Here is a 22,538-nt window from a genome sequence, read left to right on the forward strand (position 1 = left end):
CTCAGGCCTCCTCACGCAGGGAACGGGCAAAGGCAGCGGCTTCCGCAAGTTTTTCGAGGTCCAGTCCGGTCTCGAAGCCCCGTTCGGCCAGCAGTCTTGCCACGGCCTCGGTCGCGACATTGCCCTTGGCGCCGGGGGCATAGGGGCAGCCGCCGAGGCCGCCCACGGCAGCATCGAAGGTCCGCAGACCCTTCTCGAGGCTCACCTCGATGTTGGCAAGCGCGTTGCCGCGCGTGTCGTGATAGTGGCCGGCAAGGCGGTGGGCGGGCACCTTTGCAAGCACCGCGTCCAGCATCCGGCCGATGCTCTCCGGCGTGCCTCCGCCAATCGTATCGCCAAGCGAGACCTCGTAGCAGCCCATGGCAATCAGCTCGGCCGCCACATGGGCGACGCTTTCGGGCGGCGTCGGGCCGTCATAGGGGCAATCGGTGACGCAGGAGACATAGCCGCGCACCGGAATGCCGTCGTCCAGTGCCTTCTCCAGCAGCGGGCGGAAACGCTCCAGGCTCTCGGCGATGGAGCAATTGATGTTCTTCTTCGAGAAGCCTTCGGAGGCCGAGCCGAACACCGCCACCTCGTCGGCGTGGGCGTTGCGCGCAGCGGTGTAGCCCTTCACGTTCGGCGTCAGCGCCGTGTAATGCACCGACGGCTTGCGGCGGATGCCGGCCAGCACCTCCGCCGCATCGGCCATCTGCGGCACCCACTGCGGGCTGACGAAGCTGGTCACCTCGATCTTGACGAAGCCGCAGTCGGTGAGCATGTCGACCAGGCGGATCTTGTCCCCGGTCGCGATCATGCGCTTCTCGTTCTGCAGCCCGTCGCGCGGGCCCATCTCGAACAGGGTGACGAAGCCGGTCATGGGCGGATTTCCTTGCTTTCCTCGCTGGCGCGCTGGCGTAGCTCGCGGCGGATGACCTTGCCGGTGGTCGTCATCGGCAGTGCATCGACGAAATCGACCTCGCGCGGATATTCATGCGCCGCGAGGCGGGTCTTGACGAACAGGGCGATGTCATCGGCCAGCGCGTCGCTGGGCTCGACCCCGGCCTTCAGCACCACATAGGCCTTCACGATCTCCGTGCGCTGCGGGTCCGGCTTGCCGACCACGCCCGCCATGGCGACGGAAGGGTGGCGCAACAGGCAGTCCTCGATCTCGCCCGGGCCGATGCGGTAGCCCGACGAGGTGATGACATCATCGTCGCGGCCGACAAAGCGCAGCCAGCCGTCGGCGTCGCGCACGCCGGTGTCGCCGGTCAGCAGCCAGTCGTCGAGGAACTTGGCCCTGGTCGCCGCCTCGTTGTTCCAGTAGCCGAGGAACATCACCGGATCGGGCCGCCGCACGGCAATGAGCCCCTGCTCGCCGTCCGCAGCAATCTCGCCTGCCTCCGTCACCACGTTCACATCATGGCCGGGCACCGCCCGGCCCATGATCCCGGGCCGCGCGTCCATTACGGCGGCGCAGCTGGAGACAATCATGTTGCATTCGGTCTGGCCGTAGAACTCGTTGATGGTGAGGCCAAACACCTTGCGGCCCCAGGCGATCAGCTCGGCCCCGAGCGTTTCGCCGCCTGACGCAACAGAGCGCAGCGACAGGCTGTAGCGGTTCTCGGGGCTTTCCACCTGGCGCATCATCTTCAGCGCGGTGGGCGGCAGGAAGGCGTTGCGGATGCCCTGGGCCTGCATCAGCTCGAAGGCCGCCTCGCCGGTGAACTTGCGGAAGCGGCAGGCCACGACCGGAATGCCGTGATAAAGCGCCGGCATCAGCACGTCGAGCAGCCCGCCGATCCAGGCCCAGTCCGCCGGGGTCCAGAAGCGGTCGCCGGGGCACGGCAGGAAATCATGGCTCATCTCCACGCCCGGCAGATGGCCGATCAGCACCCGGTGGCCATGCAGGGCCCCCTTCGGCTGACCTGTCGTGCCCGAGGTGTAGATGATGATCGCCGGATCGTCGGCGCCCGTGTCGACAGGCGTGAACTGCGTCTCGTGGCCGGTCAGGGCCCGCGCCAGATCCTCGGCGCCATCCATGGCCCCGTCAATGCAGAGCACGGTGGTGAGCGCCGGCAGCGCCTCGCGCAGGCGGGAGAGTTTGGCCGCCCCCGAGGCATCCGCAACGACGATCTTCACCCCGGCATTGCCGAGCCGGTACTCCAGCGCTTCCTCGCCAAACAGCGTGAACAGCGGGATCGTGATCGCCCCGCATTTCAGCGCGGCGATGTGGGCGGCGGCCGTCTCGATGCTTTGCGGCAGCAACACGCCGACCCGGTCGCCCCGCTCCAGCCCACGGGCCCGGAACAGGTTGGCGAGGCGGTTCGACAGCGCCTTCAGCTCGCCGAAGCTGACGCGCGTCGCCACGCCATCCTCGGCCACATAGGTGATCGCCTCTCGGTCCGGCTCCACATCGGCCCAGCGGTCGCAGATGGCGACGCCGATGTTGAAGCGCTCGGGCACGCGCCAGCGGAACCCGTCCCGCAGCGCCTGGTAACTGTCGGCGGAAGGCAGCGCCGGGTCAGGCTGCATCCGCCGTCTCCTCGGCAAGAGCCAACAGCAACGTGCCATCGGTCACCTGCTCGCCTGCGGCAACGAAGACATCGGCAATCACGCCATCGCGCGGGGCGGTCAGCGTGTGTTCCATCTTCATCGCCTCGAGGATGACGAGCGGCTGGCCCCTGGTCACGGCCATGCCCTTCTCCGCCGTCAGCACCTTGACGAGACCCGGCATCGGCGCAACCAGCTTGTCGCCGGCTGCATCGCCCTCGTCGTCTCCGGACAGGACATCCGCCCGGACAAACTCGAAGGCCTCGCCGGCGTAGAACACGGAAATGCCCTGGCCCGTCTCGGCCAGCCGTGCCTTGTCGCGGTGGCCGCCCGTGTCGAAGCGGATCTCGCCATCTCCCACATGGGTCAGCTCGATTTCCAGCACGTCGCCGGCAAGATGCACGGCAAAGCGGCTGCGGCCAAGGCTGCGCGCCTCGATCTCGTGCCGCGCGCCCTTGTGGTCCAGCACCGCGAACTGGCGCGAGGCGCTCCAGCCGCGCCAGCCGATGAGACGGTCCCAGGGATCCGTCCCTTCCGCCGGGCGCAGCAGCCCGAGGCTCGCCAGCGCCGCCAGTGCCATCACGGTCGGCGGCGTCTCGCCCTGGGCGATGAGCGCATCCTGGTCGCGGCCGATCAGGCCCGTGTCGACGTCGCCTGCGGCAAAGCCCTCGTGTCGGCACAGCGCCGCCAGGAAGGTGGCGTTGGTGACGGACCCCGCCACTTCCGTTGCCTCCAGCGCGGCCAGCAGGCGGGCGAGCGCTGTCTTGCGGTCCGGGCCATGCACGATGATCTTGGCGATCATCGGGTCATAGTAGGGGGTGATGGTGTCGCCCTGGCGCACGCCGGAATCCACCCGGGCGATGTGTCCAGGCAGACGCAGATGGTCGAGCGTGCCCGTCGCCGGCAGGAAGCCCTTGGCGGCGTCCTCGGCGTAAAGCCGCGCCTCGAAGGCCCAGCCGTTGATCGACAGCTGGTCCTGGGTCAGCGGCAGCCTCTCGCCGCTTGCCACCTTCAGCTGCCATTCGACGAGATCCTGCCCGGTGATCGCTTCGGTCACCGGATGCTCCACCTGCAGGCGGGTGTTCATCTCCATGAAGTAGAAGCGGTCTTCCGACAGCCCGTCCGACACGTCGGCAATGAACTCGATGGTGCCGGCACCGGAATAGTTGATCGCCTTGGCCGCCCGCACGGCGGCGGCGCCCATCGCGGCGCGCATCGCCTCCGGCATGCCGGGGGCCGGGGCCTCCTCGATCACTTTCTGGTGGCGGCGCTGCAGCGAGCAGTCGCGCTCGAACAGATGCACGGCATTGCCATGGCTGTCGCCGAAGACCTGGATCTCGATATGGCGCGGCTTGGTCAGGTACTTCTCGATCAGGACGCAAGGGTCACCGAAGCTCGCTTGCCCCTCTCGTTGCGCGCCTTCCAAGGCGGCGAGGAAATCGATCGGATCATCCACCCGCCGCATGCCCTTGCCGCCGCCGCCGGCACGGGCCTTGATCAGCACCGGATAGCCGATTTCGTCGGCACGGGCCTTCAGGAAGGCAGGGTCTTGGGTTTCGCCGTGATAGCCCGGCACCACCGGCACGCCGGCCTTCTGCATCAGCGCCTTGGCCGCGTCCTTCAGGCCCATGGCGCGGATCGCATCGGCGCTGGGGCCGATGAAGGTGATGCCGGCAGCCGTCAGCGCATCGACGAAGCCCGGGTTCTCGGACAGGAACCCGTAGCCCGGATGCACCGCTTCCGCCTTGCTGAGGCGGCAGATCTCGATGATCCGTTCGACCTTCAGATAGCTCTCGGCCACGGGCGCCGGTCCCAGCCGCCAGGCCTCGTCAGCCAGCGCCACATGCTTGGAGTTGGCGTCGGCGTCGGAATAGACCGCAACCGTCCGGATGCCCAGCCGCCGCGCCGTCTCAATGACCCGGCACGCAATCTCGCCCCGGTTGGCGATGAGGATTTTCTTGAACATCACTGTGCCTCCCCGGCGAGATCTTCGACAAGACGGAACCGCTCGCAAACCACGTCCATCTCTGGCCAAAAGCCGCCGTTGCGTTCGTAATAGGCGCTGTGGTCCCGCTGCCAGCCGGCGAGATCCTCGTTCTCCCCCTCGCTCAGGGCAAACTCGGCTTCGACATCGCAGAAACGGCGGATCACCACGGACGTGGTCTCGATGACGAGGGCAGGCGTGCCGTCCCAGTTGAGGGCGATGTCTTTGCGCCCGGCCACCGGCATTGCCTCTCCGCCTTCGGTGAAATCGCGCAGCGCGCCGCAGGTGCCGGTCTTGCGGCCACTGCGGACCAGGGCAATCAGCTCAGCCGACAAGCGCTCGCTGTCGCCGAACTTGAAGGTTGCTGCGCCAGGATACTTGGCTTTCAGGTCATCCAGTGTCTTGGTCATGGCATCACATCCGGAACAGGCCGAAGCGGGTGTCGTCGATCGGCGCATTGAGCGCGGCCGACAGGGACAGGGCGAGGCAGTCGCGCGTCTTGCGCGGGTCGATGATGCCATCGTCCCACAGCCGTGCCGAGGCATAGAGCGGATGGCCCTGTGCCTCGAACTGGTCGATGACCGGTTGCTTGAAGGCCTTTTCTTCCTCCGCCGACCAGCTGCCGCCCTTGCGTTCGATGCCCTCGCGCCGGACGGTGGCCAGCACGCCGGCGGCCTGTTCGCCGCCCATCACCGAGATGCGCGAGTTCGGCCAGGTCCACAGGAAGCGCGGGGAATAGGCGCGGCCGCACATGCCGTAATTGCCCGCCCCGAACGATCCGCCGACCAGCATGGTGATCTTCGGAACGGAGGTGGTGGCGACCGCCGTCACCAGCTTGGCGCCGTCCTTGGCGATGCCGCCGCTCTCGTATTTGCGCCCGACCATGAAGCCGGTGATGTTCTGCAGGAACACCAGCGGGATCTTTCGCTGCGAACAAAGCTCCACGAAATGTGCGCCCTTGACCGCGCTTTCGGAGAACAGCACGCCGTTGTTGGCAATGATGCCCACCGGCATGCCATAGATATGGGCAAAGCCGCAGACCAGCGTCGTGCCATAGCGTGCCTTGAACTCGTCAAAGCGCGAGCCGTCGACCACGCGGGCGATCACCTCGCGGATGTCATAGGGCGTCTTCAGGTCCGCCGGCACCACGCCGAGGATTTCCTCCGGGTCGTAGAGCGGATCTTCCGGGCTCACCAAATCGAGCTGCGCCGGCTTCAGCCGGTTCAGATTGGCGACCGCGCGGCGCGCCAGCGCCAGCGCATGGGCGTCGTCACGGGCCAGGTGATCGGCCACGCCGGACAGGCGCGTGTGCACGTCGCCGCCGCCCAGATCCTCGGCGGTCACTTCCTCGCCCGTCGCCGCCTTCACCAGCGGGGGGCCGGCGAGGAAGATGGTGCCCTGGTTCTTGACGATGATGGTCTCGTCGCTCATCGCCGGCACATAGGCGCCACCGGCGGTGCAGGAGCCCATCACCACGGCGATCTGGGCAATGCCTCGCGCCGACATGTTGGCCTGGTTGAAGAAGATGCGCCCGAAGTGGTCGCGGTCGGGGAACACCTCGTCCTGGTTCGGCAGGTTGGCGCCACCTGAGTCAACAAGATAGACGCAAGGCAGATTGTTCTCGGCGGCGATCTCCTGCGCGCGCAGGTGCTTCTTCACCGTCATCGGATAGTAGGTGCCGCCCTTCACCGTCGCGTCATTGGCGACGATCATCACCTCGCGGCCCTCGACCCGGCCTATGCCCGCAATGACACCGGCCGAAGGCGAGGCGTTGTCATACAATTCGTGCGCGGCAAAGAGGCCGATCTCCAGGAAGGGCGACCCCGGATCAAGCAGGCGCGACACCCGCTCGCGCGGCAGGATCTTGCCACGGGCGGTGTGGCGCTCGCGGGCGACGGACCCACCACCGTCAAAGGCGGCCTCGGCCGCACGGCGCACCTCGGCCAGCGCGGCCTCATGGGCGGCGCGGTTCTTCTCGAAGGTCTCGCCGCGCGTGGCGACGTTCGATTTCAGAATGCCCATGGGCGGTTCGCTCCCTTGCGGTCTCAGGTGACGCTGCCCGTCACCATATTCAGATAGATGGTCTCGATGTCGGTTTCGCTGAGGCGGCCACTGGGCCGGTACCAGGTGCCCAGACCCGTCAGCATGGCAATGAGGGCGCGAGTCACGACGCGCGGCTCGCTGACCCTGAACTCGCCCGCCGCCGCCCCGCGTTCCAGGATGCGGGTCAGCACGTCCTCATAGGCGCGGCGCTGCGCCTCGATGCCGGCAAAATTCTCCGGCTCCAGGTTGCGCAGCTCCATGTAGGAGATGAACACCGCGTCGGTGCGGGCGAGGTGATAGCGGATGTGAAAGCGGGTGAACCGCTCCAGCGCGGGTTTCGGGGCCTCGTCCGCCGGGGCCGTCGCCGCTTCCTGCTCCCAGGCGGCCAGCAGCGCGGCCATATGGCCGGACATCAGGTCCTTCAGGAGATCCTGCTTGGTGGGGAAGTGATTGTAGAGCGCGCCGGGCTGGACACCGACCTCACTTGCGATCTGGCGCATGGACACGGCCGCGTAGCCCTGACGGGCAAACAGGCTGAGCGCAGCCGCGCGCACGCGCTCCGCCGTCTCCTCGCCCTTCGCTCCGCTCGGTCGCGCCATGTTCCTTCCTCCCGGCGAACAAATTAAATGAACGATCATTCATTTTCAAGTCCGGATATCAGGTCAGCCTTGAGCTGCGCATGCACCATAGCCACATCTTGACGTGGTTTCTGCAAGTTGTCGCAATAGCGGTGTAGCTTGCCTTCGGAAAATGCCGGCTGGTGCTTTGCCAGCTGACGACAAGGGAACGGATCATGGACGGAAACGAACACAAGGGCGGACAGTCGCAGAGCTGGGCAAACGCGGAGTGGCTGGACAGCCTCGACGAAGAACTCGAGATGGAACTCGACGACCAGTTGATGCCGCCCGAACTGTCCCGCGAACTGGCGTTCATTTCCGAACTGAAGCACAAGTCCACTGTCGACCGTCAGGTCTATTTCCATGAATTGCTGCGCCTGCAAGCCGAACTGGTGAAGATGCAGGACTGGATCCAGCACACCGGCTACAAGCTTGTCGTGCTGTTCGAGGGCCGCGATGCGGCCGGCAAGGGCGGCGTGATCAAGCGCATCACCCAACGCCTCAACCCGCGCGCCGCCCGCGTCGTCGCCCTGCCCGCCCCGACCGAGCGGGAGAAGAGCCAGTGGTACTTCCAGCGCTATGTGCCGCATCTGCCGGCGGCCGGCGAAATGGTGATGTTCGACCGCTCCTGGTACAACCGCTCCGGCGTCGAGCGCGTCATGGGCTTTGCCTCGCATGAGCAGGTCGAGGAGTTCTACCACGACGTGCCGGAGTTCGAGCGCATGCTGGCGCGTTCCGGGATCAAGCTGGTGAAATACTGGTTCTCGATCACGGACCAGGAACAGCAGCTGCGCTTCCTGATGCGCATCCATGATCCGCTGAAACAGTGGAAGCTGTCGCCGATGGACCTGCAGTCACGCATCCGCTGGGAGGCCTATACCAAGGCCAAGGAAGAGACCTTCGCGCGCACCAACATTCCGGAAGCGCCCTGGTTCATTGTCGAGGGCAACGACAAGAAGGCGGCACGCCTCAACTGCATCTCGCATCTGCTGGCCCAGGTTCCTTACGAGGAAATCCCGCACGACCCGATCAAGCTGCCGGAACGCGTGTTCAACCCGGACTACGAGCGCATGACGCTGCCGGAAGAGCTTTACGTCCCGAAGCGCTACTGATCGCGCGAACCACGCGGCTCCGTTCCAGTCCCTCACGAGGGACTGGAACGGAACGACAAAGCCTGCCAATGTGCACCCCCTTCCTGACGGTCGCACCATCGCCGCACCGGCTGACCACGTGCCACCGTTCTCCTGTTGCCTGTTCTGAGGAGCGCACATCATGACTGAAACTGCGAAGCCGGTTCGCTGGGGCGTGCTGTCGACGGCCCGTATCGCGCGGGAAAAGGTGATCCCGGGGATCCAGCGTTCGAAGACCGGGACGGTCGCGGCGATTGCCTCGCGCAGCCAGGACAGCGCCGATGCGGCCGCCCGTGCGCTGGGCATTCCGGTGGCCCATGGCAGCTATGAGGCGTTGCTGGCTGATCCGTCGATCGACGCGATCTACAACCCGCTGCCCAACCACCTGCATGTGCCGATGACGATTGCCGCCGTGAAAGCCGGCAAGCATGTCCTGTGCGAAAAGCCGATTGCGCTGACGGCGGCCGAGGCGCGTCTGTTGCTCGACTTGCCCAAGGACAAGCTGGTTGCCGAGGGCTTCATGGTGCGCTGGCATCCGCAGTGGCTGAAGGCGCGGGAAATCTTGCGCTCAGGCGAACTGGGTGATCTCTGTGCGATCCAGTCCTTCTTCAGCTACTTCAATGCCGACCCCGGAAACATCCGCAATCAGGCCGACATCGGCGGCGGCGCACTTCTGGACATCGGCTGCTATCCGATGGTCGCCGGACGGTTCTTTTTCGAGGCCGAGCCGGTTCGTGTTGTGTCGCTGATAGACCGTGATCCGGCTTTCGGCACCGATCGTCTGGCCAGCGGCCTGATGGATTTTGGCAATGGTCGCAGGTTGGACTTCACGGTGGCAACCCAACTTGTCCCCTTCCAGCGGTTGCAACTGGTCGGAACGAAAAAGCGGCTGGAAATCACCATTCCCTACAACGCTGCGCAAGGCGAAGCGGTCAGCCTGCGCCTCGACGACGGTTCAAAGCTTGGCGACGCGGCCGCGCAGATACTGGAGATCGCCCCGTCAGACCAGTATGCGGAGCTGGTGGATGCCTTCGGCCGAACGGTATTGGGCGAAACACCGGCTCCCTATGCGACCGAGGACGCTGTTCGCAACATGGAAATCCTCGACGCGCTGTTCCGCTCCGAGCGCGACGGCGGCTGGGCGAGCGTGTCCCCGCTCTGAAGCAGTGGGCGGACAGGGAAATGCTGAAGCGAAGGCGTGCTGTTGGATCTGCCGAGGTCACCCCGGGTGTAGCGAAGCGAAAACCCGGGGCCTACTCATTCGCAGAGCGACGAGTTTTTGCCGCAGTGGCACAAAACGAAGCTGAAAAGCGCGCTTTTGCACAGCGTGTCTGAAAAGCTCTGCAAGCGAGTAGGCCCCGGCTCTCGCGTTGCTCGGCCGGGGTGACACGGAGTGAGCCTGTCGAGAAAGAGGTTTCCTGACGCAAAAGGCCCGGGCGAATGAAACGCCCGGGCCTTTTCTGTTTCCCTGGTCGATCAGGCGACCAGATCGAGCCAGATGCCGTCCTTGATCGCGTTGGCGACCAAGGCCTTGTTCTCGCCGCTCTCGGAGAAGCCGAAGAGCACGTCGGCGCGGTTCCAGGAGCCATCCGCCAGCCGCTGCTGCCAGCCCGCAAGGCCACCAGCATCGGCATCACGCGCCAGAACGTTCTGGTAAAGCGCGTTGATGAAAGTGGTGTCGGAGGTGTTCTGACCATAACGCTGGACGAACTCGGCCGAGCCGATAAAGGCTGCCGACATGGTCTTGATGCCAAGGCCGTTGTCGACGAGGTTCAGGTTGTGCGTCAGGCCAGGCTTGTCCGGGGTCCGGGCAAAAGCGGCCTGATACAGGCGGTAGACCTGGCCAGCGGACCCGCCATCCGTGTCGAAAGCAAGAATGCCGTTTGTGAACTGGACACGCTCGACATTGTGCAGCGTATCAGTGCCAAGACCGGCATTGTTCGCATTCACAACGATCGCGCTCGGGCCACGTTCGATCTGAACGTTTTCGCGAGTAGTCTGATACTGGGCAATGTCGAGACCGCCCATGCCATCGATGAAGTCATCGCCGGCATTGCCGATGAAGACGTTATGCGCCTCGTTGCCGATCAGACGATCATTGCCGCTTCCGCCAATCGCCTTTTCAACAGTCACGCCATTGGCAATGGTGAAGCCGCCCTTGACGCCCTTGACCCAGGAAACGTAGCCGCCGGCATTTTCACCCGTCAACGGCGCCGCACGAAGGTCGATGGTGGCATCTCCCGTGGCGCCATTGGCCGAGATCGTATCCATGCCGGCCGTATCCCAAATCGAGCGCCAGCTCACTCCGAGACCATTTGCCGTCGGCAACAGATAGGTGGAGTTGCCCGTCTCGGCGGCGCGGACGCCGTAGAGAAACTGGGCCGCCGCGATATCGAAGGCCATGGCGGACGAGGCCGTGCCGAAGGTCGGGCTGGTCACCGGCTCGCCGGTCCAGCCGGACACATAGGACATCACGGTGAAGATGACCTGGTTCTGGCCGTTGGTGCCGGTGTTGTCGTCGGCGCCATTCGGAACGCCCGGGAACAGGGTGCCGTCATGCGGATGGTAGATGCCAAGGGTGTGACCGATCTCATGCACAACCGTGTGGTAGCTGTCACCACCTTCGGCCAGGTTGTCGAAATTGGCGCCGCGCACCGAATATTCGATGGTGATCGGGTTGTCTCCGCCGGACGGAGCGGTCGTCTGGCCGAGAATAGTGTCCTTGCCGTCAATGGTCGTGCGCAGGATCGAGATGATCTGCGCTTCTGCCTTGTTGGTGGTCAGGACGAAATCGATGTTGGCAACGCGCGACCACTCGTTGAAGGCCGCCATGTTGCGCTGGATCTCGGCCTGCGACCAGGCACGGATGCCGGCATCATCAAAATAGACCTTGAGCGGCGCTGAATTGTCCCAGCGAACCGGATTGGGCAGCTCGGGCTCTGTCAGCAGGCCTGCAACATAAGGATTGGTCGGGATCTGACCGACGGTAATAAAAGTCGACATATGTGGTCTCCACTAGGGCACATATGAGGAATCTCATGCCGGCGCTGCATTCGCAAGGAGGGGGGAATGGCAATAACTGGGTGGTTCTTTTGACGCCACGCGCCAATCGCTGACTGTCCGGCGCACCGTGGGCACAACTCGCCAGACGGCTTAGCGCGCATCTTCTGGCGTCAGCCCAATGCGGTCGTCCCGCTGTCGAAGGCGGACCTGTCGTCGAGCACGGTGGCTGTCAGCATCGCGCCTTCCAGCGTTGCGAGGATACGGATCGCAGCGTCGCGCGAACAGCCGGAAGCTATCAGCCGGTCGATGCCCAGAACGAAGAACCGCTTCACTTCCAGGCGCACCTCATCCGCCAGATCATGCGCCGTCGCGGCCAGCGCGCCACACAGGCACATGCGCCCATCCCGGTCCAGCGCCTCGCCAAAGGCCCGCCGCCAAGCGGACGTTACGTCATCGCCCGCGGTGATGTGACCCTCGACGGCGGCCATGAAGCGATCCGTGTAACGGCGGGCAACAGCGGCTGCCAGCTTCTCCTTGGTCGGGAAGTGGTAGTGGACGCTGGAGCTTTTCACGCCCGTGTCAGCCGCAATGTCGCGGAAGCTGAAGCCATTGTAGCCGGCCTGCCGGATGCGCTCCTCGGCAGCGTTCAGGATTGCCTGTGCGGTTTCGCTCATCACTCGCCCTCTCTATCGATTGATAGATAGGCCTTGCGGTATGGGAAGGCAATCGCTATATCGGCATCATCTACCTATCAGTAGATAGATAACAACAGGAGATGACGATGCGATTTGCAGGCAAGGTTGTTGCGATCACTGGCGGTGGCTCGGGGATTGGCAAGGAAACAGCGCGGCGGTTCCTCGCCGAAGGGGCAAAGGTGGCGCTCAATGGCCGCGATGCGGGCAAGCTGGACCAGGCGGCACGGGACATCGACCCGTCCGGCCAGTCCGTCGCCCTGTTGGCGGGTGACATTGCCGACCCGGCCACGGGCGCGCGGCTGGTCGAGACCGCCGTGTCGCGCTTCGGCAGGCTTGATGTGCTCGTCAACAACGCTGGCGTGTTCAACCCAAAGCCATTCCTCGAGCTGACCGAGGCGGACTATGACTGGTATCTGGACACGATCCTCAAGGGCAAGTTCTTCACCGCGCAGGCGGCGGCCAAGGCCATGCAGGACAAGGGCGGCGCCATCGTGCAGACAGGGTCGATGTGGGCGATCCAGGCCATCGGCGCCACGCCGTCAGCGGCCTATTCGGCGGCCAACGCCGGCGTTCACGCCATGGTCCGCAATCTGGCGATCGAGCTTGCCCCGCATCGCATCCGCATCAACGCGGTCGCGCCTGCCGTGGTGGAGACGCCGGTCTACAACACCTTCCTGTCGGACGAGCAGGTGCGCGAGGTGCTGCCGACCTTCAACGCCTTCCACCCGCTCGGCCGCAACGGCCAGCCGCAGGACATCGCCGAAGCAATCCTGTTCCTCGCCTCCGACCAGGCGTCCTGGATCACCGGAACCGTCCTTCCCGTCGACGGCGGCGTCACCGCCGGCCGGACCTAATCCGGAAGACGATGATCGCCTCGACGCAGTACTTGCGTCGAGGCACCTCGGAGAAGGCTGAAACCGCAGCGCGAAATGTGGCCCGCAACCCGTGCATAACGCCGTGCAGCCGTCACTATCCCGTCCGACAAATGAAAACAGGCAGCAGCCCTTTGTCCGGACCGCAACGGCTTCGCAGCATTCGCCTCACCTCTGGCCAAAAGCCCTGATCAGGACAGACCGCATTTCGGCCATGGACGGCTCGGGGCCTTCGGCGGCGGGCGTCATCCCGGCGTCGAAGCCTTCTGCGATGAAGCGCTCGACTAGGGCCCGGTCGCGACTGACAACGTGGATCGGAACAGAGCGGGAGGCCCCTTCGCCTGTCACCAGGGCTGCGGGTTGATGATCGCCGAGGAAGATGAACACGGCATCGCCGCCGAAGCGCAGAATGTAGTCGCCGACCGTTTCGAGCGCATAGTCGACCGTCCGGACATACTGGCGGCGGACCCGCGCATGATCTGCCCAGACCACGGCCGGCGGATCGCCGCTTTCGGCCTGTGCATTGAACACGGTCCCATCGCCGACATCCTCCCAGTCGATCAGCGTCGCTACCGGTGTCCAGGGCGCATGGCTTGAGATCAGGGCAATCTCCGCCATGACGGCACGCCCTTCCGCCTGTGCCGGCCGGCGCACGAGACGGTCAAAGGCTGAAAGCGTGTACTGATCCGGCATCGTCACCCAGTTGAAGGGCTTGCCGCTGTAACCGAGATCCTTGAAGGCGAAGATCTTCTCATAGCCATAATAGGCGGCCTCCGGCCAATCCATGGTGATGGCCGGCATAACGGCCGCGGTCAGCCATCCGGCCTGGAGGAACATCCGGTTGAGGCTAACCTGCCCGCTCGCCATCAGCATGTCGTAGCGGGCCTGACTGTCGACCCAGAGCCCGGACAGGAGCGTTCCATGGGCAAGCCAGCTCAGCCCGCCAACTGTGGGCGAGCGCGTCCAGCCGCTTGCCGAGGCAAACCCGGCCTGCCGCAGCCGCAACTCGATCCCGTCGAGACGAGGCTGGATCAATCCGCCATAGCGCGGGTCTTCAATCGCACTCCGTCCGTAGGATTCGATGAAGATCAGGATCACATCCCGATCCCGGATACCGGCGAAGAGTTCAGTCTGATCTTCCGCTCCAGCCTCTGCCAGAAGTTCGCCCTCGAAGGCCCTGATATCAGCAACCGAGTGGACCACTAGCGCCAGCCGGTCACCAAGGTAGGACGCCACACGAGCATCAGCCAGAGGCCGCATGCCGACCTGCGCTTGGAGGGTCCACAGCACGCTGCCGGCGACGAGAGCAAGCAGAAACCCGCGTATTGCCAGCCGGCGGGCGCCTTGGGCGAACAGGGTCATCGACATACTAGCCCACCAGAAGCTGGCCATCACGCCCGCCAGCGCTGCACCCACCCCCGCCACGGCGAGCGCCGCGCCGGGTACGCCTATGGTTCCCGACAGTAGGTTCCAGCCGTCGCCAATCATTTTGATGTCGAGATAAGGATTGAAGCGCCGCTGAAAGACGGAAATCACACCGACATCGGCAAGCTTCAGAAACAGCAGGGCAAAGGCGCTGATCGTGGCTCCAGCGGCAAGGGCAATGGCAAGCCGCTGCGGCAACAGCAGCAGGCCAAGCGCAACCAGCGGAACTTCCAGCGGCAGGCGCAAAAATCTGGATAGATAAAAATCCCCGGGGCTGTCCGGCATCGTACAAGCGGCAAGACCGATTGAGAGGAAGACCAGGATCACACGCCAGGCCTTCGCGCCACTGGTATGCTGATGGACGCTGTGGGGACTGAGAACATTCATCGGGCACATCCTGCAAAAGGCCTGCTATCCGGGCAACGCGACCATCCCATGCCGAGAATAGAATGCGCAAACTGAGGATTATCGGGATCAGCATCGGCCTCGCCGGTCTGGCGTTGCTTGTCTGGGCCGCCGATCCGGCAATGGTCGCGGCCGCCCTTGGCAAGGTGCCAACCGGCCACATTCTCGCAGTGGCGCTGCTGGTCCAGATCCAGATCGTATTGTCTGCCCTGCGCTGGCGGTTCACCGCAGGGCGTCTCGGCCAGGACTTTCCGGTGCGGATCGCGATCCGCGAATATTATCTCGGCAGTGTCCTCAACCAGACCCTGCCCGGCGGCATCGCCGGAGACGCAACCCGGGTCTACCGGGTGCAGGATGACACCTCGGGCGGCTGGAAGCGGGCGGCGATGGCCGTCGTCCTGGAACGCCTGTCGGGGCAATTCGCCTTTTTCGTGCTGACAGGCATCGGCCTGCTCGCCTGGCCGTTCGTGTTGCCCGTCCCCCTCGACGGGATCTCCGGCCCTGTTCTCTGGGGTGCGCTGCTGTCCAGCATTGCCCTCATCGTGGCGGCGCTCCGGTTTCGCCAGGTCCTGGCAGCCTGGTTCCAAAGGCTCAGGCCAAGTCTCGCTGCTGCCTTCTGGAGCCGGGGCGCATTTGCGGTCCAGGTCAGCCTCAGCGCGCTGATTGTCGGCTGCTATGTGGTGAGCTTCCTTTTGGCGTCCGATGCTGTGGGAGCACCCTTGCCCGCTGTCGCCGCCATCACGATCATTCCACTCTGCCTTCTGGCAATGCTGGTTCCCCTTGGCTTCGGCGGCTGGGGACCGCGCGAGGCGACCGCCGCCGCCCTGTGGCCGCTCGTCGGGTTCACCGGTGCCGAAGGGATTGCCGCAAGCCTGGTGTATGGAAGCCTCACGCTGGCCGGAACGGCCCTCCCTGGCCTTTGCGTCGCCTTCGGATTGCTGCTGCGCCGGCTGGGCCGCCAGTTCTAGGTCCGCCCGCCTCATTGCGGCATCAAACGGGCGTAGACGTCGCCCGACGGGCTGTCGGGGGTCAGCCTCGCGAGTTCGTTCAGGAGGGGCCCTGCCTCCTGCCACTGCGCGTCAACGAAACGATGGCGCTCCCCGATCACGCGATTGAAGCGATAGTTCCCCAGATGCATCAACCGCTCGATAGCGTCCCGGGCAACCCCCGGCATCGCTGGAATATACTCAAAGGCGATAAGGCCGATGGGCTGCGACAAGCCTTGCAGGATGTCGCTTTCGGCCCCCTCGACATCGATCTTGCAGAAGGCAGGCAGGCCGTATTTCGCGATCAACCGGTCCAAAGTCGTCATCGGGATGCGGACCTCACGATCCCAGACCACCGTCCGGAACCCTTCGGCGTCGCTGACGCCCTCGATAAACCGGGTGGAAACGGTCGTCACCGTGGGATGGCGACTGGAAACATGGAGCGTGACTTCGCCCACGCCCGCTCCGACCGCTACCCGCTCTAAGCCGGTCAGTTCGGCGGCCAGATGCCGGGCAATGAAATCGGCAAAGGCTGGTTGCGGTTCCACGGCAACTACCCTGGCCCCAAGCGACAACAATGTCCGGCTGCGACTTCCCACATGCGCCCCGATGTCGAACACGAGGTCACCTTCCCCAATCAAGCCCGCATAGAAGCGCTTCAGTTGCTGCCGGCGCCAGGGTTGTCCGTAGTAGATCACCAGCGAACGGGTCATGCCGATCGCAGTGTTGATGTTGCCCAACACGCTCATCTGCCAGCCTCGTCAGCCGCGAGGAGATAGTGGCTATCAACGGCAAAGGACCAGGCGAGCAGACCGAGCGCACTGGCAGCAATCCACGTTGACAGCGGCGGCTCCAGCCCCGGCACCAACAGGAGGCACAACGCCGCGACCTGGACAACGCAGACGAGCTTGCGCCGGAATGACGGCGGCAAGGCTCCGCGCAAGCGGGGAAGGGGAAACTGCGCCAGCACAAAGCCATAACGCATCAGACCAATCAGCAGGACCCATATCCCGGCCTTGCCAAGGAAATAAGCTGCGACGGACAGACAAAGAATGAGCAGGGCGTCGACCTCCATGTCGAACCTCGCCCCGAGTGCAGACGAACAGCCGGAGCGGCGCGCCAGATAGCCGTCAACGCCGTCAAGGGCGAGCGCCACCACCACCAGGGCGACAAAGGCCCAGGAGGCCGCGCCCTGCCCGTCTGCCACATCGGAAAAAAACACGGCTGCAGCAATCAGGCTGACGATTGCCGCCCGGATTGCGGTCACGGTGTTGGCCGGGCCGAACCGCTTGTCGCCATGGTGACGAAGCCCGATGATAACGAGTGAAAAGATGAACAAGAGCAAGCCGCTTGCCGCGCCAATCGTCGTCAGCCCGAGGGACAGGTGCAGCCCGGCCGGCACATAGAAAATGACCGCAGCACAAAAAACTGACCCCAGAGCGATCACCGCGCGGGCTTTCAGCTCCGGCGATGGCGCGCTAACAGTTATGGCCGCTGGTACGGCATCAGACGTCCCTGGATGCATATCATACCATTCTTCAGCCAGGGCAGCGCTTGCGCGTGGCCCCCATCTCCAGTTCCAGCTCTTGTGGAAAGGTAAGGCAACTAAGCCGGGAACCAAGGGTAGGGTTGCCAAAAACACATGTTCCGACAATGCCCAAACCGGTCTGGGGGGGGCAAACTGACAAGAAATTGATCCGTCACAGGAGGTTGAGGCTTCTGCGTCGTTTTGCCAATCATGCTATCGGAAAAACATCATCGACAATGCCCTCCAGCGGTGATTTCTGCCAAATGTCCGAATCACGGCGCCAACCTGACCTGCGGCATCGCCCTGCCCCGCGAAACCATGCAACCTCTCCAGGGAGACCGGAATGACCCCGGACACCGGCAAACCGCAAGCGTCCAATGCCAGCCTTGCCCGCGCCCTGTGGCTCCCGGCTGCCGGACGATGCCGCATGGGGGCCGAAACACTTCCGCCACCGGCTGACGGTGAGGTGCTTGTCCGCATGCTCTACAGTGGCATCAGCCGGGGTACCGAGGATCTCGTTTTCAACGGGCGTGTCCCGCCAGCAGAATTCCAGCGCATGCGCTGCCCGCATATGGGCGGTGGCTTCCCATTCCCGGTCAAATACGGCTATGCAGCGGTCGGCCAGGTGAAAGCCGGCAAGGCCGACCTGATCGGCAGGATGGTGTTTTGCCTGCATCCGCATCAGGACCTCTTTGTCGTCGGCAGCGAGGCAGTCGTGCCGCTGCCGGGCGACCTGCCCCCGGCCCGCGCCGTCCTGGCCGCCAATATGGAAACGGCCCTGAACATCATCTGGGATGCCGGGATCCTACCGGGGGACCGGGTTGCCGTTTTCGGGGCCGGCGTGGTTGGCACGCTCGTCGCCTACCTCGCCTCGCGCATTGTCGGGACGCAGATCCTGTTGATCGATCGCAATCCGGAGCGGCAGGCGCTGGCCGATCACCTCGGCATTGCCTTCGCCCTGGCCCCTGCGACCGTCGGCGACTTTGACGTTGTCATCAACGCTTCAGGGTCCGGCGACGCGCTTGCGCAGGCCATTGAACTGGCCGGACAGGAAGCGCGTATCATTGAGGCAAGCTGGCATGGCGACAAGCCTGTCACCTTGCCGCTCGGCGGCGCCTTTCATGCAAGACGGCTGACAATCGCCAGTTCGCAGGTTGGTTCGGTGCCAGCCTCGCGGCGGGCGCGCTGGACCTTCGCGCGGCGCCTCGCCAAGGCGCTGGAACTGCTGCGCGACGATCGTCTCGACGTGTTGATCAACGCAGAGACACGCTTCGCAGATCTTGAAATCGCTTATCCGGGCATACTTTCAAGTCCCGAAACCCTCTGCCATCGCATCAACTATCAAGAGTGAGTCCTCATGTTCGCAGTTGAAGTCCGTGATCACATCATGATCGCCCACAGCCTCCCGCGTCCGGTTTTCGGACCAGCGCAGGGCATGCATGGCGCCACCTTTGTCGTCGACGCAGCCTTCTTCACCAAGGATGTGGACGATGATGGCCTGGCGGTCGATATCGGCGCAGCGACCACCGTCCTAGGCGAAGTGCTGAAGCCGCTCAACTACCAGAACCTTGATGAAGTGGCCGTTTTTACCGGCAAGATCACGACAACCGAGGTCGTGGCAAAATACATTTTTGACCAGCTCGCACAGGCCGTTGCCGACAAGAAGCTCGGTGAGGGCAGCCACCGCATCTGCCGTCTCAAGGTAACGCTGCACGAGTCCCATGCTGCCCGGGGCTGGTATGAGGCCGACCTTTGAGCAAGAGCATCACCTTCGCCTATCCGGGCGACCTGAACCTCAACACCGGTGGCTATGGCTATGACCGCCGGGTGATCGCAGGTCTCGGCGAGGCTGGCTGGACCGTCTCCAGCCTCGGGCTCGGCTCTGGCTTTCCGCGTCCGTCAGACAACGTCAGGCGCGAAGCCGAACGCCGCCTGTCAGCCTTGCCGGACGGTGCCCTTGTTCTCATCGACGGTCTGGCCTTCGGGGTGCTGGATGACTGGGCGGCACGGGAGGGTGAACGGTTGCACATCGTTGCGCTGGTGCATCACCCGCTGGCGTTCGAGACGGATCTGCCTCTCACCGAGCAGGATCGGCTGCTGAAGTGCGAAAGCCGCGCCCTGTCCTTCGTCCGGCACGTCGTGGTGACATCCCCGATGACCGCCCGCGATCTTAAAGCCACGTTTGGCGTGCCGCGCGGCCGTCTGACGGTGGCGCTTCCGGGCACAGACCCTGCCCCGCTATCGCCCTGCAATGGCAATCCCGCGCATATTGTCTGCGTCGCCTCCCTCATCCCGCGCAAGGGGCACGACATCCTCGTTGCGGCCCTCGCCCGGATCAGGGACCTACCCTGGCACGCGACCCTCGCCGGCAGCCCTGACCTCAGTCCGCAGACTGCAACAGAGCTTCGCCACCAGATCGAGAGGCTCGGACTGACCGACAGGATTGCGCTGACGGGTGAATGCCGGGACGCACGGGCCTTGATGGCCACGGCCGACATTTTCGCACTGGCCAGCCGCTTTGAAGGGTATGGCATGGTGTTTGCCGAAGCCCTGTCGCAAGGACTGCCGATTGTCGCCTGCCGGGCCGGCGCCATCCCCGATGTCGTTCCAGAGAGCGCCGGCCTCCTGGTGCCGGTCGATGACATCGATGCCTTTGCGGGCGCGCTGAAGGCCCTGATCGTCGACAAGCCGTTGCACGCACGGATGACGGCTGCCGCCCGGCAGGCAGGAACTGACCTGCCGGACTGGACACGAACGACAGAGATCATCTCGAACACACTGGCAGCCCTGCAATGAGTGGCTTCGACACCACATGGCTGGCCCTGCGGGAACCCGCAGATCGAGCGGCACGGGACCCCGGATTGGTCCAGATCGTTGCCCGGCACTTGTCCGCGCTGCCAGATCCGCGTGTTCTGGACATCGGCTGCGGGACAGGGTCGACCTGGCGCAGCCTTGCGCGCCAGATGCCCGATAACACCGCGTGGCAGTTGCTCGACCATGACCCTCTCCTGCTGGCGGAAGCAAAGCGCCAGATCGGCCCGACCCCGACTGTCACCTTTCACCAGAACGACCTGAACGAGATCGCTGCACTCCCTTTGGCCGCAGCCCCCCTGGTCACCGCCTCCGCCCTGTTTGATCTGTGTTCGCAGGCCTTTTGCGAGGCCCTGGTGCATCGGCTGGCACAGGCGCGCTGCGGACTATACGCGGCGCTCAACTACGACGGGCTGTTCCGCTGGTCGATCCAGCATCCGCTTGATGCAAGGATGGTAGAGCTGTTCAACCGGCACCAGCACACGGACAAGGGGTTTGGCCCGGCGCTGGGTCCAGATGCATCGAGCTGCCTTGCCCGCCTCTTCGACACCTACCGCTACCGGGTCTGGATCGAGCAGAGCCCGTGGCACCTGGATCATGCGACATCGGCCTTGCAGACGGAACTGCTGAAGGGGCTTCGCCAGCCGCTGCTCGAGATCGCTGACCTTCCCGAGACCACAATCGATGCGTGGTTGGCCTTCAGGCTGGCGGCAATTCATGAACCGGAGAGTTCATGCCTGGTGGGCCACACAGACGTCCTTGCCCTGCCGGTCTGAGCCGCTGGCACACTCCAGCCGGCAATCGAACAGGATGTCGCTGCCAAGATTATAGACATCCGTCACCGGACGGTGGGCTCCGGCAAGACGCTCAACTGGCGGAAGGACGATACCGCTTGGCCCTGATCCGATGATGATCGGTGATATGGCGACATGAAGCCTGTCTACCAGTCCGACTTCGATGAACCGGGCAATGGTGCGGGCGCCACCTTCCACAAGGACGCGCAAGAGATTGCGCTGTGCCAGCGCGCCAAGTATTTCGTCCGGGTCCAGCCCGTTGGCCTTCGGCGCGAGAGCGACGACGTCTGCACCCGGCAACAGGCGCCCCCGCGCCATGGTGCTGCGAAACACCACAACGGGTGCGCCCCCGTCCCGGAACAGGCTTTCGCGACCGTCCAGCTCGCCGTGGCAATCCACGACCACCCGGACAGGCGCAGGCCCCTTGACCATCCGTACCGACAGCTTTGGATCATCAGCCTTTACGGTGCCGACCCCAACAATCACCGCATCGACCAGGGCCCTGCACCGATGCAGATGCACCAGTCCGTCGGGCCCTGACACATCCCGGGCGTCACCGTTAGGCGTGGCCACGCGTCCATCCAGGGATTGCCCGACCTGGGCGAGGACGAACCGTCTCCGTGCACCGGCAATCGGCGCATAAAGAGCATAGCCCGCATCGGTACACGCGACATCGGATGTTCCAGCCCGAAGGGCCAGAAGCCGTTGCCATGTTGTCTCGGATATCTGCATGCTGCGCATTGTCGACCCTAGAGTATCCTGTAAAGCGTCGTGTCCCGCCTGACCACATGATGAAACAGCACCGCCGCCAGGTGCAGCACAAGCAGGGCCAGAAGCCCCCAGGCACTGAAGCCATGGATGGCCGAAAAGACCCCTGCGATCTCGGGCAACTTGCCGATCGGGCTCCAGACGGGAACCAGATTGAACCAGACCAGCGGAAAGCCATGCGCGTTCGTGGCAAGGAACCCGCTGACAGGCATCACCACGAGCAGGACATAGAGCAGTCCGTGCACGAGGCCAGCAGCGGCCCGTTGGACGGCGCTTCCCTCCGGATGCGGCGGCCGTGCAACAAGCCTGTTGCCGATCCGCAGCAACATCAGCCACAGCACGATAAAACCCAGACTCTCATGCAGCATGTAGAAATCCAGCTGCACGTCCTTCGCCGTGAACTGGATGACCATGCCAAGCGGCCAGGTGGCCAGAACGAGCAAGGCCACGATCCAGTGCAGAAGCCGGGATGTCGCCGGGTATCGCTCGACCCGGACGACCAGATCTGTCGCGGCAATGGACCGGGACAAGACGCTCATTCCATCCTCTCCGGACATGATGATCAGCTTTGCTGCGGAAGTGCCTGAGCGCAAATCCTGTTCTTGTTTTCAATGTATGGCATGATCTGAAACAGGCAAGCGGATCAGAGCAAGATCCGGCTAACCTTTCCGTGACGTGGGACGGGTCGTCGATCTGCATCAACGAACGGTAAGCGATGTTGTATCCTCACCTTCCGCTCGGTTGTGAGCCATGCGATTGCGCAGTGATTGATGTCAGTGCGGGAGTTTGTCCATGGACGCTCCAATGGAGCTTCTCACAAATGGGGCGAGGCGGCGTCGCAATCGGCAATGGCCCGATGATGTGAAGGCGCGGATTGTCGCCGAGACACTGCGGCCGGGAGCGAGTGTAAGTGCAGTTGCGACGCGGCATGGGCTGAAGGCCAAC

General features: G+C 64.2%; 22 protein-coding genes. 9 read left to right on the forward strand and 13 right to left on the reverse strand.

Going from position 1 to position 22,538, the window contains the following annotated elements:
* Position 1: 1 nt before the first annotated feature.
* The 6 genes from C8348_RS16120 to C8348_RS16145 are packed head-to-tail and all read right to left on the reverse strand — an operon-like array spanning position 2 to position 7,158.
* On the reverse strand, positions 2-859 hold the full coding sequence (locus tag C8348_RS16120; protein WP_106754385.1) for a hydroxymethylglutaryl-CoA lyase: 858 nt from the start codon (positions 857-859) through the stop codon (positions 2-4).
* Positions 856-2,514 carry an acyl-CoA synthetase gene (locus C8348_RS16125; RefSeq protein ID WP_106754386.1) on the reverse strand — a complete coding sequence of 553 codons (1,659 nt, stop codon included), beginning with the start codon at positions 2,512-2,514 and terminating at the stop codon, positions 856-858. The genes C8348_RS16120 and C8348_RS16125 overlap by 4 nt, the downstream gene beginning before the upstream one ends.
* Positions 2,504-4,498: an acetyl-CoA carboxylase biotin carboxylase subunit gene (locus C8348_RS16130; protein ID WP_106754387.1), complete on the reverse strand. Its 1,995-nt coding sequence runs from the start codon at positions 4,496-4,498 to the stop codon at positions 2,504-2,506. The genes C8348_RS16125 and C8348_RS16130 overlap by 11 nt, the downstream gene beginning before the upstream one ends.
* The gene (locus tag C8348_RS16135) at positions 4,498-4,926 is read right to left on the reverse strand and encodes an ASCH domain-containing protein (protein WP_106754388.1); all 429 of its coding nucleotides are present in this window, start codon (positions 4,924-4,926) and stop codon (positions 4,498-4,500) included. Before C8348_RS16135 ends, C8348_RS16130 begins: the two co-directional genes overlap by 1 nt.
* A gap of 4 nt (positions 4,927-4,930) precedes the next feature.
* Positions 4,931-6,538 (reverse strand): carboxyl transferase domain-containing protein, encoded by a 1,608-nt coding sequence (locus C8348_RS16140; protein ID WP_106754389.1) that lies wholly within the window; start codon positions 6,536-6,538, stop codon positions 4,931-4,933.
* 23 nt (positions 6,539-6,561) lie between these two features.
* The gene (locus tag C8348_RS16145) at positions 6,562-7,158 is read right to left on the reverse strand and encodes a TetR/AcrR family transcriptional regulator (RefSeq protein WP_106754390.1); all 597 of its coding nucleotides are present in this window, start codon (positions 7,156-7,158) and stop codon (positions 6,562-6,564) included.
* Between the two features lie 194 nt (positions 7,159-7,352).
* Between C8348_RS16145 and ppk2 the strand changes: the two genes are divergently transcribed.
* Positions 7,353-8,288 (forward strand): polyphosphate kinase 2, encoded by a 936-nt coding sequence (ppk2, locus tag C8348_RS16150; protein WP_106754391.1) that lies wholly within the window; start codon positions 7,353-7,355, stop codon positions 8,286-8,288.
* 160 nt (positions 8,289-8,448) lie between these two features.
* Positions 8,449-9,468 (forward strand): Gfo/Idh/MocA family protein, encoded by a 1,020-nt coding sequence (locus C8348_RS16155; protein WP_106754392.1) that lies wholly within the window; start codon positions 8,449-8,451, stop codon positions 9,466-9,468.
* Positions 9,469-9,782: 314 nt separating this feature from the next.
* Here C8348_RS16155 and C8348_RS16160 read toward each other — a convergent pair whose 3' ends face one another.
* On the reverse strand, positions 9,783-11,309 hold the full coding sequence (locus C8348_RS16160) for a DUF4214 domain-containing protein (protein ID WP_106754393.1): 1,527 nt from the start codon (positions 11,307-11,309) through the stop codon (positions 9,783-9,785).
* 170 nt (positions 11,310-11,479) lie between these two features.
* A complete protein-coding gene (locus C8348_RS16165) occupies positions 11,480-11,983 on the reverse strand; it encodes a TetR/AcrR family transcriptional regulator (RefSeq protein ID WP_106754394.1) in 504 nt (167 codons plus the stop codon).
* Between the two features lie 107 nt (positions 11,984-12,090).
* On the opposite strand from C8348_RS16165, the gene C8348_RS16170 reads away from it, so the two are divergent.
* Positions 12,091-12,858, forward strand: coding sequence for an SDR family NAD(P)-dependent oxidoreductase (locus C8348_RS16170; protein WP_106754395.1), 768 nt, complete (start codon positions 12,091-12,093; stop codon positions 12,856-12,858).
* Between the two features lie 186 nt (positions 12,859-13,044).
* Here C8348_RS16170 and C8348_RS16175 read toward each other — a convergent pair whose 3' ends face one another.
* Entirely contained in the window at positions 13,045-14,688 is a 1,644-nt protein-coding gene (locus C8348_RS16175; RefSeq protein ID WP_198647094.1) for an alkaline phosphatase family protein, read from the reverse strand.
* Between the two features lie 62 nt (positions 14,689-14,750).
* Here C8348_RS16175 and C8348_RS16180 point away from each other — a divergent pair, with 62 nt between their 5' ends.
* On the forward strand, positions 14,751-15,674 hold the full coding sequence (locus C8348_RS16180) for a lysylphosphatidylglycerol synthase transmembrane domain-containing protein (RefSeq protein WP_106754396.1): 924 nt from the start codon (positions 14,751-14,753) through the stop codon (positions 15,672-15,674).
* Positions 15,675-15,685: 11 nt separating this feature from the next.
* Here the strand turns inward: C8348_RS16180 and C8348_RS16185 are convergent, their stop codons facing one another.
* Together C8348_RS16185 and C8348_RS16190 are read right to left on the reverse strand one after the other, a co-directional pair.
* Positions 15,686-16,441: an FkbM family methyltransferase gene (locus C8348_RS16185; protein ID WP_106754397.1), complete on the reverse strand. Its 756-nt coding sequence runs from the start codon at positions 16,439-16,441 to the stop codon at positions 15,686-15,688.
* Complete coding sequence (locus tag C8348_RS16190) at positions 16,438-17,094, reverse strand: CDP-alcohol phosphatidyltransferase family protein (protein WP_244294035.1); 657 nt, start codon at positions 17,092-17,094, stop codon at positions 16,438-16,440. The genes C8348_RS16185 and C8348_RS16190 overlap by 4 nt, the downstream gene beginning before the upstream one ends.
* 469 nt (positions 17,095-17,563) lie before the next feature.
* On the opposite strand from C8348_RS16190, the gene C8348_RS16195 reads away from it, so the two are divergent.
* The 4 genes from C8348_RS16195 to C8348_RS16210 are packed head-to-tail and all read left to right on the forward strand — an operon-like array spanning position 17,564 to position 20,807.
* Positions 17,564-18,571 (forward strand): zinc-dependent alcohol dehydrogenase, encoded by a 1,008-nt coding sequence (locus tag C8348_RS16195; protein WP_106754399.1) that lies wholly within the window; start codon positions 17,564-17,566, stop codon positions 18,569-18,571.
* A 6-nt stretch (positions 18,572-18,577) separates the two neighbouring features.
* Complete coding sequence (locus C8348_RS16200) at positions 18,578-18,976, forward strand: 6-pyruvoyl trahydropterin synthase family protein (RefSeq protein WP_106754400.1); 399 nt, start codon at positions 18,578-18,580, stop codon at positions 18,974-18,976.
* On the forward strand, positions 18,973-20,016 hold the full coding sequence (locus tag C8348_RS16205) for a glycosyltransferase family 4 protein (RefSeq protein WP_106754401.1): 1,044 nt from the start codon (positions 18,973-18,975) through the stop codon (positions 20,014-20,016). The genes C8348_RS16200 and C8348_RS16205 overlap by 4 nt, the downstream gene beginning before the upstream one ends.
* Complete coding sequence (locus tag C8348_RS16210) at positions 20,013-20,807, forward strand: class I SAM-dependent methyltransferase (RefSeq protein ID WP_106754402.1); 795 nt, start codon at positions 20,013-20,015, stop codon at positions 20,805-20,807. The genes C8348_RS16205 and C8348_RS16210 overlap by 4 nt, the downstream gene beginning before the upstream one ends.
* Here C8348_RS16210 and C8348_RS16215 read toward each other — a convergent pair.
* Both C8348_RS16215 and C8348_RS16220 read right to left on the reverse strand, forming a co-directional pair.
* The gene (locus tag C8348_RS16215; RefSeq protein WP_106754403.1) at positions 20,763-21,566 is read right to left on the reverse strand and encodes a RibD family protein; all 804 of its coding nucleotides are present in this window, start codon (positions 21,564-21,566) and stop codon (positions 20,763-20,765) included. The genes C8348_RS16210 and C8348_RS16215 overlap by 45 nt on opposite strands.
* An 8-nt stretch (positions 21,567-21,574) precedes the next feature.
* Entirely contained in the window at positions 21,575-22,132 is a 558-nt protein-coding gene (locus C8348_RS16220; protein ID WP_106754404.1) for a cytochrome b, read from the reverse strand.
* A gap of 253 nt (positions 22,133-22,385) precedes the next feature.
* On the opposite strand from C8348_RS16220, the gene C8348_RS16225 reads away from it, so the two are divergent.
* Positions 22,386-22,538 (forward strand): transposase (locus C8348_RS16225; RefSeq protein ID WP_157950448.1); only part of this gene is annotated, 153 nt, incomplete at its 3' end.

The organism is Pannonibacter carbonis, from assembly GCF_003012935.1.
Lineage (GTDB): Bacteria > Pseudomonadota > Alphaproteobacteria > Rhizobiales > Stappiaceae > Pannonibacter > Pannonibacter carbonis.

Excerpts from the sequence above, each read along its gene's own strand:
- C8348_RS16210 (WP_106754402.1), top strand. The coding sequence starts at position 20,013 with ATGAGTGGCTTCGACACCACATGGCTGGCCCTGCGGGAACCCGCAGAT.
- C8348_RS16145 (WP_106754390.1), bottom strand. The coding sequence starts at position 7,158 with ATGGCGCGACCGAGCGGAGCGAAGGGCGAGGAGACGGCGGAGCGCGTG.
- C8348_RS16215 (WP_106754403.1), bottom strand. The coding sequence starts at position 21,566 with ATGCGCAGCATGCAGATATCCGAGACAACATGGCAACGGCTTCTGGCC.
- C8348_RS16195 (WP_106754399.1), top strand. The coding sequence starts at position 17,564 with ATGACCCCGGACACCGGCAAACCGCAAGCGTCCAATGCCAGCCTTGCC.
- C8348_RS16185 (WP_106754397.1), bottom strand. The coding sequence starts at position 16,441 with ATGAGCGTGTTGGGCAACATCAACACTGCGATCGGCATGACCCGTTCG.
- C8348_RS16180 (WP_106754396.1), top strand. The coding sequence starts at position 14,751 with ATGCGCAAACTGAGGATTATCGGGATCAGCATCGGCCTCGCCGGTCTG.
- C8348_RS16120 (WP_106754385.1), bottom strand. The coding sequence starts at position 859 with ATGACCGGCTTCGTCACCCTGTTCGAGATGGGCCCGCGCGACGGGCTG.
- C8348_RS16125 (WP_106754386.1), bottom strand. The coding sequence starts at position 2,514 with ATGCAGCCTGACCCGGCGCTGCCTTCCGCCGACAGTTACCAGGCGCTG.
- C8348_RS16165 (WP_106754394.1), bottom strand. The coding sequence starts at position 11,983 with ATGAGCGAAACCGCACAGGCAATCCTGAACGCTGCCGAGGAGCGCATC.
- C8348_RS16135 (WP_106754388.1), bottom strand. The coding sequence starts at position 4,926 with ATGACCAAGACACTGGATGACCTGAAAGCCAAGTATCCTGGCGCAGCA.
- C8348_RS16220 (WP_106754404.1), bottom strand. The coding sequence starts at position 22,132 with ATGAGCGTCTTGTCCCGGTCCATTGCCGCGACAGATCTGGTCGTCCGG.
- C8348_RS16175 (WP_198647094.1), bottom strand. The coding sequence starts at position 14,688 with ATGAATGTTCTCAGTCCCCACAGCGTCCATCAGCATACCAGTGGCGCG.
- C8348_RS16160 (WP_106754393.1), bottom strand. The coding sequence starts at position 11,309 with ATGTCGACTTTTATTACCGTCGGTCAGATCCCGACCAATCCTTATGTT.
- C8348_RS16170 (WP_106754395.1), top strand. The coding sequence starts at position 12,091 with ATGCGATTTGCAGGCAAGGTTGTTGCGATCACTGGCGGTGGCTCGGGG.
- C8348_RS16140 (WP_106754389.1), bottom strand. The coding sequence starts at position 6,538 with ATGGGCATTCTGAAATCGAACGTCGCCACGCGCGGCGAGACCTTCGAG.
- C8348_RS16155 (WP_106754392.1), top strand. The coding sequence starts at position 8,449 with ATGACTGAAACTGCGAAGCCGGTTCGCTGGGGCGTGCTGTCGACGGCC.
- C8348_RS16130 (WP_106754387.1), bottom strand. The coding sequence starts at position 4,498 with ATGTTCAAGAAAATCCTCATCGCCAACCGGGGCGAGATTGCGTGCCGG.
- ppk2 (WP_106754391.1), top strand. The coding sequence starts at position 7,353 with ATGGACGGAAACGAACACAAGGGCGGACAGTCGCAGAGCTGGGCAAAC.
- C8348_RS16200 (WP_106754400.1), top strand. The coding sequence starts at position 18,578 with ATGTTCGCAGTTGAAGTCCGTGATCACATCATGATCGCCCACAGCCTC.